Genomic DNA, 14,613 nt, shown 5'->3' with positions numbered 1-14,613 from the left:
TGTCTTCATCCTCCGACCAGCACGGTAAATTCACCTTTGACGATAGGTCCGCCACAAGCGCAGGTATCCATCACCCGCGCAGCTGGCATCTTGCCAATCAGTACCGTCGCCGAGCCTTTGATGATCGGGTGCGGAAAGGCGGGTGTGGCCATGTCAAAAATGCGAGCGGCAGGCATCTTGCCCACCAACACTGTGGGGCAGCAGGGCGGCAGGATCGGCATCGGCGCAGGCACCGGCGCGGGGGGCGCAGGCGGCGGGGCCAGAAACGTACAGGTGTGTAGATCCGCGACGCGGGCTTGTGGAAATCCCATGTCTATTCCTTCGCCTCGAGATTGCCGTTTCCACCACGAGCGATATCAAGGCCACGGTCGATCAGCAATTGCACATAGGCGTCGAAATCGCCATCATGATAGCCCATCGCTGTGACATTCATCGCAAATGCCAGCGCTTCGGCTGCGCCATGCGGGGCCGGCATCGACGCAAGCTCGCCCGTGCCAAGCGTGCCGTCGGCATAGAGCACGCCCATGGCGCAATTTATGGTCTCATCATCGGGCTCGGCCAGATCAATCGTATGCTCGGCCTTTTCGCGATTTTCCTGCGTCGGGCGAAACACCCAAGCCTCAGACGCCGCCAGAGATGGCGTGTTGTGATCGGGCGCGACTCCGATATAGTCACGCGCAGCCAGACACGACCACCAGACCCGTTCGCGCGGCGGTAGAGCCACGCCCAGCAATCGCAACATGTCAATCGGGGCGCCTTTTTCTTCAAGCTCGGCCAGAACAACGTCCAGAGGCGCACTGGCCGGTGCATCCAGCTTGGTGCCCAGCCGCGCATTGGCATCCGCCAACATCCGGGCGGCAGGCATCTGGGGTGTCTTGGTCAAATTGGCAAATCGTTCGCTCATCCGTTCGCCCCTTAGTTAATCATCGTCACGCCACCCTTAAGGGTCAGCATAGCATCGCCACTGACCGTCGTCAGTGGGCTTTTTGCGTCCATCTTGGCGGTCGCCTGCACATTGATCATTGTGCTTTTGATCGTCACCGAGGTCGGATCCAGCTTAATTGACGAGGTCCCGACTTTCAGCTCGATTGACTGCATGGCTGTCATGGTGATCTTGCCCGCCTTGGCATCGACCTGAATGTTCCCCAGTTTCACAGTCGTCGTTTTGTTACCGGAATCGACCGACGTGACCATGTTGCCTTGCTTGATCGTTTCGGTGTCGTTGCCGGTAACGGTACGGGTGGATTTGCCCTCGATCGTTTCAGTCTGGTCAGTCTTGATGCTGACCTTCTGACTGCCGGTTTCAATCGTGAAGGTATGATCCCCTTCCTTGATCGTTTCATTCACGTCTTTCTTCACCACCTGGCTCAGGCAACCGTCGCCGCCGTTGCCGCCCGTGTCCAGCTTGTCGTAGCCTATCGTGACCGTGGACTTGTTCTTGACCAGCTTCTCATGATCCTTCTGCGCCTGAAAGCGCACCAGTTCCGCATCCTTTTTGTCTTCGAACATCAGTTCGTTAAATGTGTCGGGTTTGCCTTTCTCGGACGACCGGGTCCTGATCCCGGACTGCGTCTGGTTTGCCGGCAGATCATAGGGCGGCATCGTTTCGGCGTTATACAACATACCAGTGCAGATGGGTCTGTCGGGATCGCCCTCTTCAAACTGGATGACGACCTCTTGCCCGATCCGGGGGATATGGATCATGCCCCAGTTCTTACCGGACCACGGGGTGACAACACGCACCCAGCAAGACGTCTTCTCATCCTTCTTGCCCGCACGATCCCAATGGAACTGTACTTTAATCCGGCCATATTTGTCGGTGTAGATTTCCTTGCCCGAAGGGCCGGTGACGATGGCCGTGTGAAGCCCTGCAATCTCGGGCCAGGGCGTGGTACGGGCGTTGCGATACTGGACCTTCTTGGGCTGAACGTCGAATTCAACCATATACATTTCGCTATTGTCTTCGGGAAATTCCAACGCGCCTGTATCCAGGTCTTTGGAGTTCTTTTCAAAACCGTAGCCTTCGGTCGTCTGTAGATAGAAGGTAGCCGCAGTGACCAGATATTCCTGGTTCTGATCTTTGTCGGGATGTTCCTTCAGAGTGAAGGTCTTGCCCACCTCCATCGCCCGGACCGAGGCACGGCCCCGGCGGCGGTCATATTCGGTTTCTTCAGCCTCCATCCGAACCTGCGCACGGGGCTTGCCCTTGTTGGCGTCAATGTAATGACCGGGCGTGTCATACAGCTCGTACTTGTTGTGCTTGTGATCGGGCGAAAGGATGGTTTTCGACACCGAGGCCATTTTGGCACTGGGTGTCTCAAAATTGAAATCTCCTAAAGCAACGACACCGGGAACGATTTGCTGCGCGCTGGCCCATTCGGTCACGCTGTCGGGCAGGCGCTGTTCATAATCGTCGCCCGCCCGGTAAAACAGGTCCGACTTTCCGGTCAGCGGCGTGTGCCCCGACAGCCCGTCACACAGGACCAACGTTTCATATTTGTTATTCGCCTTCGCATAGTCGAAGAAGTAATAGATGCCCTCTTCCTGCATCAGGCGTGAGACAAAGTCGAAATCGGTTTCCCGGTACTGAACGCAATATTCCCGCTGTTCATAGGTTCCGCTCAGCTTCTTCTGGAAATCCGAGAACCCGTGCGCTTTGAAAACGTCCTCGATGATCTTGTCGACCGTCATGTTCTGGAAGATGCGGCTGTTGGTGGTCTGTTGCAGCATCCAAAACCACGGGCGCAGCTCGGCCAGCAGATGCACGAACCCGTCCCGCAGCGCCAGCCGTTCAACGCGCACAATCGTACCCGTGAACTTGCGTTCTTCCCCCTCGGCCGCAGCCATATGGATAGTAAGAATTTTACCCAGCAGCTCTTCCAGCTTGATGGTTTTGTCGGGCGACAGCATCTCGACCTGGATCTCAGTCAGTTCACCCATCTTCTCGGTGATGATCGCGCGACGAATGACAAGCTCGTCTTCCTTATATTTGTAACTGCCCGTGATCCGAAGCGGCCATTCCTTACTTTGCAGACTGTCAGACATTTCCTAATCCTTCCAAATCGCGTTGGATACGCCGTTACAGATCAGCCAATAATGCGGCCAGTTCCGGGTCCATTTCGTCGTCATCCTCGTCTTCTTCCGCATCGTCATCGAAGGAAGCAAGGAAATCATCCAAATCGTCCGAGTCACCAGAACCGGTATCGTCCTCTAGCCCCAGATCATCCAGATCAAAGTCATCCTCGACTATCGTTTCATCAGACTCTGGGTCATCGGGTTCGGGCGCATCAGGTATATCCGGCGAAGGCGCCGGGGCGGGAACACCGGACCACGGCCCCAGAATCTCTTGCCCGGCGACCGAGTTGAACGAGCCCAGCCGGATCTCATCCCGTCCCTTGACGGACAGCACCGGCATATAGCCCCGCTGAACCGAGTGTTCGTGCTTGTCCATTGTCAGGTTGCGTTCGGTACAGGGCAGCGCCACCTGGTCACCGTATCGGTCGTTGACGAAATGATAGGGCACCCCACCAAGGCTCATAACGGACCCCAGATTCATAGACTTGCCATTTTGCTTAAAGGACTGTGCCAACAGGATTGTCACCAACACCGCCGGATTGGCCCACAGCATCCCACGCAGACCTTCAGCTTCGGTGAATTCCTCAAAGTCGAACTCATATATCGGCTCTGACTTGGCCCCATAGGGCCGTCGCAGCATAAAGCGGGGTGAGGCAAGCCCGACATGCCCGGCCTCGGGCATCGCGCGGAACGTATCCCAGGCTTTAACCACAAGCGGGTGGCGATCCTCTTTCTTGATGTCCAGATAGGCGGGGGTGATCGCGCTAATGAAAGGCGCATCCACATGGGCCGCGACCCGGCCAATACGTCCCAGCAACTCGGCATGGGGCGGGGTTTCCTCAAACGTATAAAGCCCGATCAAGGCGGAATAGCCGCCGCGACCGTTTTCCTCGTCCAAGGGTTCCTCGGTCAGAAGACGGACCAAACCGGTCTGGGCCAGATCCTCTTCCGACGCCAGATCGGCCGCAATCTCCTCGGCCGAAACATCATAGAGGATCACGTCCAGCGTATCGTCATCCTCAACGCTGCGCGCGATCAGGTCCAGACTGCGCCACTGCGCCTCGATCGACTGGAATTCGGGATGATGCAGAACCATGCGCATCGCCGTACTCAGCGCCTCATCCACCGCTGTTTTCATCGCCGCAACGTCCGGGCTGGGCAATTTGCGAATATGCGGCCCGACCACCCGTTTCAGTAGATCATCCACCGGAGAAGGCTGCGCCAGCTCTCCGCTCGTATCTCCGATCAGCTTCTGAAAATCACTGAGTTTCAGATCAGCCCGCACGGTATTTCCACCCGACGTTTTGCGCGGCGGCACCACGGCCTGCCCGAATTCCTCGCCCCATGCGGTCAACTGCTTCGCCGCATGTTCGGCGGTTGCCCCGGCCCCAAGCTGGCCTTTCAGGCCCGACAGCCCTTCGAACAGCGCGACCTTTTCATAAAGTTCGTCAGGGTGCAGATCGTCCAGTTCGGTCAGCTTGACCTCAATCCCCGCGCCGTCCTTACCAATGGGCAGAACCAAGTTAGTGGCAAAGCTTGAGATCACATCTTCGACTGTATCGGCGTCCAGCAGGATCGGCGCGCGCGCAGCCAGCGCATCGCCTTTTTCTATCTGCCCCCGTGCCGCCCGACCCGAGAAATCGCCAAAGATGGCAATGCGGAACCGGCTGCGTTTCAACTGCTCAGGTTCAGGCCGGTCGGCGCTCATGCGGCCAAAGGCCAGCACCGGTTCGCCATCCGTCTTGACCTCTTGGGAAACGGATGCGTCATCCAATTCGTCATCGCCTGAAAGCAAGTCATCCAAATCGGCATCGCCCTGTTCTTCGGACTCGGATACGTCATCCAAATCCCCCAACAGGTCGTCCAGATCCAGATCATCCAGGTCAACTTCGCTGCTTTCCTCGGTTTCGGTCTCGTCTTCTGCCAACAAGCTGTCCAAATCGAGGTCATCCAAGTCGGGCTCTTGCGCCTCGCCATCGCGTTCGGTGTCATCAGCACTCAAATCGCCCAGAAGATCATCCAGGTCTATGTCGTCCGCGCTGTCCGGCTCAGTAGCGGTTTCAGCCAAATCGTTCAGCAGCGCGTCAAGATCATCGTCATCCTCTGCGTCCTCATCCGGGGCAGCGTCGGCAAGATCGCCGAGAACGTCATCTAAACTGTCTGCGTCCTCATCCTCGTCAATGTCAGGAAGGGACGCCAAGACGTCATCGGTGTCATCACTTGCGTCAGCCTGCTCAGAGGGCGCCTCGGCAAGATCGGCCAAAAGATCATCAAGATCAGAGTCCGCATCGTCAAACTCGGCCACATCGGGCAACGACGCCAGAGCCTCTGCCGCAGAGCTTTCGTCAGACGTGTCCTCATCGGGAGCCATGTCAGCAAGATCGCCCAGCAAGTCATCTAAACTGGTGTCTTCCGGATCGTCATCAGGAACTGCATCGGCCAAATCGGACAGAATATCGTCACTGTCATCGGAATCCTCGACTTCAGCCACATCGGGCAACGACGCCAAAGCCTCTGCCGCAGAGCTTTCGTCGGACGTGTCCTCATCAGGAGCCATGTCAGCAAGATCGCCCAGCAAGTCATCTAAACTGGTGTCTTCCGGATCGTCATCAGGAGCCATGTCGGCCAGATCGCCCAGCAAATCATCCAAACTGGTGTCCAACGCCTCATCCTCTGGCGCCGCATCGGCGAGGTTTGACAAGACATCCGAGTGGTCGGCCGCACTTGTGTCTTCGACCTCAGGCAACGACGATAATGCGTTTTCGAGAGTATCACGTTCTGTAACTTCTTCCGGTGCGCGATCCGCCAGATCAGACAAAACACCTGTGGTATCATCCTCGGCGTCTTCATGTGTCACCTCAGGAACCGAAGACAAGGCCTCTTCGACCGACCGATCCTGTTGTGCGTCGTCAGGAGCGGATTCCGCCAAATCTGAAAGCACATCCGCAAACTCATCCTGCGGAGTGTCAGCATCGACAGCTTCGGGCAAAGAAGCTAGGGCGTCATCCACAGACCTGTCTTCCGGTGCGTCTTGCGGCGCAGCAGCGGAAAGATTTGATAAGACATCTGACGTGTCTTCTGTGGGCTCTTCAATTTCAGCGTCGGGCAGAGAGGCCAAAGCATCGGCGACCGAGCGATCATCAGGAGCTTCCTCTGGCGCCATTTCGCGCAGGGCATCGAGTGTTGTCTGCGTATCTTGCTGATCGACCTGACTGTTGGCCAACGTTGCCAACAACGCAGGATCGGCCAAGATCTTCTCGATCAGCGCCTCTGCACCTGCCTTGCCATCCATATACGCCATAAGAGTAGCCAACTGCGTTCGTGCATCCAGCAGCTTCTGCAATGGCTCGATCTTGGCGGCGATCTGGGCCGGGTTGAAATCGTCCATTTTCTCAAATGTCAGATCGACCGACAGGTTGCCCTCGCCGGTCAGCGTGTTCGGCACCGCGAATTCGACGCGCGGGGCCATCGCCTTCATGCGGTCATCGAAATTGTCGACGTCAATCTCAAGAAACTTGCGGTCGGAAATCGACGGGGTCTCGGCGTTGGATTTTCCTGACAGGTCGCTGAGCACGCCCATCACAAACGGAAGTTGGACCTTTTTTTCGGCCCCGTACAATTCAACGTCATATTCGATTTGAACGCGCGGCGCCCGGTTACGCGCAATGAACTTTTGCGAGTTGTCAGCCATTGCCTTGTCCTTTCAATTCCGCGACCTCGCGGCGGAGGGCTTTAACCTCGACCATAAGCTCCATCACGTGTTCGTCCACGATATCCGTTTCACTGCGAACAAGGTCCCGAAGGTGCGAAAACTCTTCCACTGACTCGTCTTCAACCGCCGACTGCATCGTGTTGACCAGAAGGCCAATGAACAGGTTCAATACCGAAAAGGCAGTTATGACGATGAAGGGGACAAAGAATATCCAGGCCGTCGGATGCACGTCCATCACCGGACGTACGATGCCCATCGACCAGCTTTCCAGCGTCATGACCTGGAACAGCGTGTAAAGCGACCGGCCCAGCGTACCGAACCAATCGGGGAAATCTGGGCCGTACATCAGCGTGGCCATGACGGCAAAGACATAGAACACGATCGAGATCATGATGATCACCGCGCCCATCCCCGGCAGCGCGTCCAGCAGCGCCTGCACCACCGACCGCATCTGCGGAATGACTGACAGCAATCGCATCGCGCGAATAACGCGCAACCCCCGAAGCGCCGACAACCCATCACGGTTAGGCAGCAGGCCGAGCGTTACAACCACAAGATCGAAAATATTCCAGGCGTTATTAAAGAAGCTCAGACGGTAAGCGTAGAATTTGAGCAGCAATTCAGCCACAAAAATTCCCAACACGACAGTATCGATAACCCGAAGGACATGACCAACATTGGCCTGAACCGAAGGTGAGGTGGACAGTCCCAACGTGATTGCGTTGAAAATGATCACACCCAGAATTGTGTTGGTTACCGCCTTGCGTTCGACGAACGCGCGCACGGTTTCGCGGAGCGTTTCGCTCTTCTCGATACCGTCTTCCACCCTTGCCTCCTGTCGTCTTGCTGGTGCCGAGCGCTCGTGTGATGCGCCCGGCCTTTTTAGATGTCGATCATCCTACAGCATCACTGATATTGTCGATCATACCTTTCACGGTCTTGATGTTGGTGAACATGTTCTTGGCTTCTGTCGCGATCGTTTTCTTGTCCAGCGCCTTGATCTTGTCGATGATCGCTGTGTCATCCACCTTTAGTCCGTTACCTTCCATCAGAGTGTTCATTTCGGTCAGGAAATTTTCCCGATCTTCCAGCTTTTTCGACAATTCACTGGCCGAGCGTTTAACATTCATACACTCTGCGCCCAGTTTGATACCCTCCTTCAGGGTTTTCGACCCTCGGGCAGCCTTCATAAGCTTGTCTGCAGATGCGCCCAGGTCATCAACTTTATGCCGCGTCTTCGTCGTGTGTTCGCGATATTTCTCTCTGGCTTTCTTGGCGTCATCCGCCTTGCCTTTGACTGCCTTGGCCGCAAAATCCAGCATGTTCTTTGCGATTGTCTTGGGGTCTTTGCCTTTGGTGACTTCCTCACCCATCGCCACCGCTTTGGCGGTGAACTTCTTAATCGCCTCCAGAGGCTTTTTCACAGAAATACCCGAAGTATCCGTAATGCCCTGACGCTCTGCCGCCTGCATGATGACGCTTTCGCGCAGCTTCATGTAGTTCTGGATAGCCTTGTACAGATCCTTACGCAGCTTTTCCTCGCCCTTCAGCTGTTGCTGAAGCTCTTTGCCCAGGGAATAGACCTGCTTGGCGATGGTCTTATACGCCATCGCATCCGCACCTGAAGTTGCCACCAAACGCGCGACGGCTCCGCTAATCTTGACCACACCCATGGTCACTTTAACCGTGGTTTTGACGCGCGCTTCTTTCAGCAGCTTGTCTTTGTTGGCCTCATCTTTCAGCTTTTTTTCAATCGCCACCTGGGCCGCGCTTTCGGCGGAAGCCATGGCATTCTTGATCGACTGGTTGACGCCTTGAATTAGCTTTTCAGCTTCAGCCTGGGACTTTTTCCCAGGCGTCTTCATCAATTCGCCGACTTTCTTGTCCAGTCGGATAGCTTCTTGAGTGATGGTCTTTTCGTAATCATCCAGAACTTGCCGGCCGGCGTCTTCCAAACGTTTCAACGCCGTCGAGGGCACCGGATCGGGTTTCTTGAGCTTGCCCGATTTTGTGATTTCAAACGCCACATCGACCCGGTATTTCGGGATTTCGATGTATTCCAGCTTGGGCTTCGATCGGATCAGATCGACGACGTAAAACTTATGCTTGGTGACTGTTGTCTTTGCCATCTAGGGGGTCCTCCACTGGCGAAATTCTTTTGGTTTGTGATCCGTCAAAAGCGCGGTCTCGCTCAGTCAAATCCATAAGTGAAGTCGCCGTCTGTGACATTGATCACGACTTTGCTAACTTCTTGGCCCTCCATCATTCTTTTCAGGAACTCAGCCGAGATATCGGGCAGCATCGTGTTGGTCACAATCGCGTCGATCATACGCCCTCCGCTGTCCAATTCCTGACAGCGGTTGACGATCTCTTCGACCACCGCATCCGTGTACTCGAACGGCACACCGTGCGCCTCTTGCACGCGTTTCTTAATGCGGCCCAGTTGCAGCTTGGTGATCTCGCCCAGCATATCGGGGCTGAGCGGATAATATGGGATCGTCACCAGACGTCCCAGCAGCGCAGGTGGGAACACTTTCAGCAGCGGGTCGCGCAGCGCCTTGGCCATGCCTTCGGGTTCCGGCATCAGGTCGGGATCGGCGCACATATCCATGATCATTTCGGTGCCGACGTTCGAGGTCAGCAGGATCAGCGTGTTCTTGAAGTCGATCACACGGCCTTCGCCATCCTCCATCACGCCCTTGTCGAAGACCTGAAAGAAGATCTCGTGCACGTCGGGGTGGGCCTTTTCGACCTCATCCAACAGCACAACGGAATACGGTTTGCGCCGCACTGCCTCGGTCAAAACGCCGCCCTCGCCATAGCCGACATAACCCGGAGGCGCGCCTTTTAGGCTGCTGACCGTATGGGCCTCCTGATATTCGGACATGTTAATGGTAATGACGTTCTGTTCACCACCGTAAAGCACCTCGGCCAGCGCCAACGCGGTTTCGGTTTTACCGACGCCCGAGGTACCTGCGAGCATAAAGACACCGATGGGCTTGTTGGGATTGTCGAGCCCCGCGCGGCTGGTCTGCACCCGCTTAGCGATCATCTTCATCGCGTGGTCCTGACCGATGACGCGTTGGGCCAGACGGGTTTCAAGGTTCAGGATCGTCTCGATCTCATCCTTGACCATTCGACCCACGGGGATGCCGGTCCAATCGCCAACGACACTCGCCACCGCCTGATGATCAACGATGGGCAAGATCAGGGGGCTGTCGCCCTGCAGTTCTTCCAACTCGTTGTTCTTGGCTTTTAGCTCCGCCAGCAGCGCATCGCGGTCGATGGATTGTGCATCCGGCGCTTCTTCGGTCGCGGCTTCGCCCTCTGCGGTGCCGGTGCCTTCGACCTCCTGCCCGCCTGCGCGCAGCTTAGCTCGCAGGTCGAGGATTTCCTCGACCACTTTCTTCTCAGCCTCCCAACGCCCGTTGAGTTCGGCCAACCGCGCCTCTTCCGCCTCTTTCGCAACATTCACCGCCTCGCGCCGGTCGGCCACGTCATATCCGGCGGTTTCATCCCGTTCGATGATCTCCAACTCGGTGGTCAGGGCCTCAATCCGGCGTTGGCTATCATCCACCTCGGCGGGCACCGCGTGCTGAGACACCGCGACCCGCGCACAAGCCGTATCAAGCAGGCTGACCGATTTGTCCGGCAACTGCCGTGCGGGGATATAGCGGGCGGAAAGCGTGACAGCCGCCTCGATCCCTTCGTCCAGAACTTGTACGCGGTGGTGTTTTTCCAGCATCGAGGCAATTCCGCGCATCATCAGAACCGCCTTGGGGATATCGGGCTCTTCGACGTGTACAACTTGGAATCGCCGGGTCAGAGCCGGGTCTTTTTCGATGTATTTCTTGTATTCGGCCCATGTGGTCGCGCCAATGGTGCGCAACGTGCCCCGTGCAAGCGCCGGTTTCAGCAGGTTGGCCGCGTCGCCAGTTCCTGCAGCACCCCCTGCCCCGACCAATGTGTGGGTTTCATCGACAAACATCACGATGGGCGTCGGGCTGGCCTGAACCTCGTCAATCACCTGACGCAGACGATTTTCAAACTCGCCCTTCATGGAGGCACCGGCCTGTAATAGGCCCACATCCAGCACCAACAGGCGTACATCTTTCAAAGCGGGCGGAACGTCGCCGCGCGCGATGCGCAGGGCAAAGCCCTCGACCACGGCGGTCTTACCCACCCCGGCCTCACCGGTCAGGATCGGGTTGTTCTGGCGGCGGCGCATCAGCACATCGACGATCTGTCGAATTTCTTCGTCACGACCCACGATCGGATCAATCTCACCGTTGCGAGCCTGTTCGGTCAGGTCGGTGCAGAACTGCTCCAGCGCCTCACCCTTGCCCATGGCACCGGGGGCCATCGCGCCGCTGGCCTCGCCCGGCTCGGCCCCGCCACCGACGTTTGAACCATCCTGCGCGCCCAGCGTGTCCTCGGGCGAGCCATCGGTGGCTTCGGCAAACTTGTCGGCCAGATCATCGGCACCGATCTTGGCCAGTTCTGGCGACATGCTGGCCAGAATGTTGCGCAACGCAGGCGTCTTCAGCATACCAAGGATCAGATAGCCGGTGCGCACCTTGCTGTCGGAATACAGAAGCGAGCCCCAGACCCAGCCGCGCTCCATCGCGTCCATCAGATGATCGCTTAGGTCCGAGATCGAGGACGCCCCACGCGGCAACATATCCAGCGAACGGGTTAGTTCGGACGCGATCTTGCCGGGGTCCAAATCATAGTGCTGGATGATGCGGTGAATATCACTGTCCTGACCGTTCAGAATCTGGTGCAGCCAGTGCTGAATTTCGACATAAGGGTTGCCCCGCATCTTGCAGAACACGGTGGCCCCTTCGATCGCCTGATAGCCCAGCTTGTTCAGCTTGCCGAACAGCGACACGCGGCTGATTTCCGTCATCTTCATTACCTCTCGTTATGGGCCGGTTCAGCGGCCTCAAATTCTTGGTTCATATATCCGGGGTAGAGGATCAGATCGTCTACATCCGGACGCATTTCATCCGGGTCGTCGCGGGTTCTGATCCAGCTTGTATGGCCCAGCTGCGTTGTACCGCCTAGCGAGGCGCGTGGGACTTCGTCACCGGTCAACACCAGATTGACCTCCCAATCCAGTGTATCTCCGACATACGTGCGAAGAATGGACTCGAGCCGTTTTTGCGATAAACCTCCGGGCAGAAGGCGTTTGTAATCCTCGAAAGAGACCGGCCCCAGTCGGATGCGAAACTTGGCAGAGCGCGACCAAACCCGGTTGCCAATACTTGTGGACTGCCCCAAACGCGCGGGTCCACCCAACTGCCATGTATCGTCGGGTTCAAGTTCAAGCCAGCTGCCGACGAATTGCTGCACATGAGCCTCGACTCCGAAATAATCAGACAGAATCGCGATAAGCCCTTCGACGGTCTTGGTTCCTGATCCCAGATGTCCGGCGAAAAACCGACGCAACATGTCAGGCATTTCGTCCCGGTCATCGAACCCGTCTCCCTTGAACCCGGCCAAAGCGGCAACGCGTTGTTCGAAGGGATCATCCCCACGGTCAAAACTGGGGGCTGGTTCAGCGGCCGACCATGCCCGGTAAAGCAAACTCATCATTCGATGCGTCAGCATGTCGGTAAAGGCGACAAAGGTCGGATCTCGGTGGTTACGCAACCGGTCTCGAGCGAATTCCGTCAGATGCAGCGGTAAAGGCCCTTGCGGGCCGAAATAGCCAAAAAACAAATTGCTCAGCTTACCGGGTGCGCCGTCCGTTGCCGGTTCGAACCGGGTCAGCGTGGTGGGCGGAAAGGCCAACGACACGTCCTGACCCAGTCGCACCTTGTCTTCGTGCGGACGGCGGGATTCACCCAGACGCGGCGCGTCGGCGTAATGCGCCTCGATCACGCGAAGCGCTTGAAAGACGTGATGCCTTTCAGGATGTGCCGCCAGAGCGGCAAGCAGGTTCAAATGACCCTGCCCAGGCCCGCCGCTGGTCGCCATCTGGCAATCTCTCCTCGTCTTTCGGTCTTAAGAACAGTTTCCGTAAAGCTGTTGATGGTTGTGTACTTTCGAAAAAACCGTTCCAGTACCGCACCCAGAACATAAACACTGGTGCCCTCATAAAAGCTTTCGTCAAAGCCCAATGTGATCTCGAGCCCGCGAACGGCGGTGCTGAGAACTTCGTCGCTCATGCGCCGTACAATCGGACGGCTGCTAACGGAAACAACACCTTCTAGTTGCTTTTCCGTCACGCGGTTGCCCAGAGGGGCGTAAATTCCCAACAATTCGCGCAGCGCCCCAGCGCCGCCTTCCTTGCCGTCGCCGGCGATGGACAAGTAGTTCAGGCTCAGATGGCTGATCAGTTTCCAGGCCGCATCGCCTTGTGCCAGCGTTGCATGAGGGCGTGTGGGCGTCACCGGAGTGCGCACGGATTTGACTGGGCCCCCTTCGGGCAAGTGGAAAACATCCGCGCCTCCTGCTGCCAGAAGCATGGGAAGATCGCGGTTCGAACACAAAGCCTCGACCGCCAACTGATCCAGCGTTCCCGGATAAGGTGCTTCGGCCCGGTCTACCAGAGACAGATACACCTCGGATCCAAGATACGAGGTGCGCACGCCGCGCAGACGTTCTTTTTCATTGCGCTGACGCATACGGCGTTTGATCGTGTAGTAGGCCGAATGATTATCGCCCGCAGCCGTCAGATCAGTTTCGCTGTAGAAGGCACGAAACGGGATGTCCCCTTCCTCGTCAGACTGAATTCCAGTTACCCGGTCTATCGCGAAAATCTCAAAGTCCAGCCCTGCTGTTCGGTTAGGAACGACGTGATGTTCGATATCCATTTGGGTAATGTGCACCCGGTCGCATCTGCGACGGAACAAGTTGACGGCAGGAACAGCATTCAACGCGAACGCTGCAGGTGCGACCGCCGGAGCAACATCACGCATCCCGTCGCGCAACAGAACGTAGATGTCGACATCGGTACCCGTTGATTGCCGCAACGCTGGCTGCAACTCTGTCAGCTCTACGAACAGAAACCGTTCAGGCATTGAAAAATATTCTTGAAGCAACCGGTAGCCATCAAAGGATTGGCGCGGCGTCGGCAATAGGGCCTCTTCCCGTTCAAACCCCTTGGGAACCGCATCCGCTCCAGTCAAGCGGACGGTCCAGTCAGCACGTCGATCCGTCGACCGTCCTGTCAAACCGACACATTGTGTCGCCAGAAGTTCGTGCAGCGCCCAAGCTTTGCCGCTTTGAGTGTCCAGATGCAGTACAAGCCTGTCCAAGGCCAGCTTTGACATGGGCTCGCCATCGGTCCGATTGAGACGAAGCCTTATACCAGCCCGTGCGTCAGTTTCTTTTGCGACCCCTGCTGCGACCAGTTCACCTCGACCGTCGATATACTCGGCCTCGGTAATCTCGATGGGCCACAGCGTCATATCGGCTGAGGTCGTGAACTCACATGCTGTCTGTTCGCCTTCGGCCAAATGCGAACGCAGCGTCGTACCACGGGGAATTTCATAACCTTCTTTTAGCGCAGCGTTGCCAATGTCAGGCTCGAATTGGGCAACCATCATCGAAGGCGTAGGGGCCAGATAATGCGGATACACGATTTCGAGAAGGTTCGAGGTAAAGGCCGGGAACTGCATGTCCAGTTCCAACTGAACCCGGGCCGCCAGAAAGGCGCTGCCTTCCAGCAACCGTTCTACATAGGGGTCGACGACCTCAATCCCCTCCATGCCCAGACGCGACGCAATCTTGGGGTAAGCGGCCGCAAACTCGGCCCCCATTTCGCGCAGAAAGGCCAGTTCGGTTTCGTAGTGCTTAAGCAACCGGGTGTCCATTAC

General features: G+C 56.9%; 9 protein-coding genes and 1 pseudogene. All 10 read right to left on the bottom strand.

What is annotated here, in order from left to right:
* Positions 1–5: 5 nt before the first annotated feature.
* Complete coding sequence (locus GOW48_RS19925; protein WP_170356385.1) at positions 6–311, bottom strand: PAAR domain-containing protein; 306 nt, start codon at positions 309–311, stop codon at positions 6–8.
* A gap of 2 nt (positions 312–313) precedes the next feature.
* Complete coding sequence (locus GOW48_RS19920; protein WP_170755850.1) at positions 314–904, bottom strand: DUF6931 family protein; 591 nt, start codon at positions 902–904, stop codon at positions 314–316.
* A gap of 11 nt (positions 905–915) precedes the next feature.
* Positions 916–3,045: a type VI secretion system Vgr family protein gene (locus GOW48_RS19915; protein WP_170755849.1), complete on the bottom strand. Its 2,130-nt coding sequence runs from the start codon at positions 3,043–3,045 to the stop codon at positions 916–918.
* A gap of 34 nt (positions 3,046–3,079) precedes the next feature.
* On the bottom strand, positions 3,080–5,632 hold the full coding sequence (locus GOW48_RS22815) for a type VI secretion system contractile sheath domain-containing protein (protein ID WP_414478923.1): 2,553 nt from the start codon (positions 5,630–5,632) through the stop codon (positions 3,080–3,082).
* A gap of 660 nt (positions 5,633–6,292) precedes the next feature.
* Positions 6,293–6,766, bottom strand: a pseudogene (gene tssB, locus GOW48_RS22510) (type VI secretion system contractile sheath small subunit); the annotation flags it as partial.
* Positions 6,759–7,613 carry an ion transporter gene (locus GOW48_RS19905; protein WP_170356381.1) on the bottom strand — a complete coding sequence of 285 codons (855 nt, stop codon included), beginning with the start codon at positions 7,611–7,613 and terminating at the stop codon, positions 6,759–6,761. The pseudogene tssB and the gene GOW48_RS19905, both read right to left, overlap by 8 nt.
* Before the next feature lie 67 nt (positions 7,614–7,680).
* Complete coding sequence (locus GOW48_RS19900; RefSeq protein ID WP_170755847.1) at positions 7,681–8,916, bottom strand: hypothetical protein; 1,236 nt, start codon at positions 8,914–8,916, stop codon at positions 7,681–7,683.
* Between the two features lie 62 nt (positions 8,917–8,978).
* Positions 8,979–11,696, bottom strand: a complete 2,718-nt coding sequence (tssH, locus tag GOW48_RS19895) for a type VI secretion system ATPase TssH (RefSeq protein ID WP_170755881.1) — start codon at positions 11,694–11,696, stop codon at positions 8,979–8,981.
* A gap of 5 nt (positions 11,697–11,701) precedes the next feature.
* On the bottom strand, positions 11,702–12,769 hold the full coding sequence (gene tssG, locus GOW48_RS19890) for a type VI secretion system baseplate subunit TssG (protein ID WP_170755846.1): 1,068 nt from the start codon (positions 12,767–12,769) through the stop codon (positions 11,702–11,704).
* The gene (gene tssF, locus GOW48_RS19885) at positions 12,733–14,610 is read right to left on the bottom strand and encodes a type VI secretion system baseplate subunit TssF (RefSeq protein ID WP_170755845.1); all 1,878 of its coding nucleotides are present in this window, start codon (positions 14,608–14,610) and stop codon (positions 12,733–12,735) included. The genes tssG and tssF overlap by 37 nt, the downstream gene beginning before the upstream one ends.
* Positions 14,611–14,613 lie beyond the last annotated feature (3 nt).

The organism is Ruegeria lacuscaerulensis (assembly GCF_013033355.1).
Taxonomy (GTDB): Bacteria; Pseudomonadota; Alphaproteobacteria; order Rhodobacterales; family Rhodobacteraceae; genus Ruegeria; species Ruegeria lacuscaerulensis_A.
Note: the sequence above shows the minus strand (reverse complement) of the source record. Positions and strands in the feature narration are given on the sequence as shown.

Bases quoted from the DNA above. Each gene is read 5' to 3' on its own strand.
- GOW48_RS19925 (WP_170356385.1), bottom strand. From the start codon at position 311: ATGGGATTTCCACAAGCCCGCGTCGCGGATCTACACACCTGTACGTTT.
- GOW48_RS19920 (WP_170755850.1), bottom strand. From the start codon at position 904: ATGAGCGAACGATTTGCCAATTTGACCAAGACACCCCAGATGCCTGCC.
- GOW48_RS19915 (WP_170755849.1), bottom strand. From the start codon at position 3,045: ATGTCTGACAGTCTGCAAAGTAAGGAATGGCCGCTTCGGATCACGGGC.
- GOW48_RS22815 (WP_414478923.1), bottom strand. From the start codon at position 5,632: ATGGCTCCTGATGAGGACACGTCCGACGAAAGCTCTGCGGCAGAGGCT.
- GOW48_RS19900 (WP_170755847.1), bottom strand. From the start codon at position 8,916: ATGGCAAAGACAACAGTCACCAAGCATAAGTTTTACGTCGTCGATCTG.
- tssH (WP_170755881.1), bottom strand. From the start codon at position 11,696: ATGACGGAAATCAGCCGCGTGTCGCTGTTCGGCAAGCTGAACAAGCTG.
- tssG (WP_170755846.1), bottom strand. From the start codon at position 12,769: ATGGCGACCAGCGGCGGGCCTGGGCAGGGTCATTTGAACCTGCTTGCC.
- tssF (WP_170755845.1), bottom strand. From the start codon at position 14,610: ATGGACACCCGGTTGCTTAAGCACTACGAAACCGAACTGGCCTTTCTG.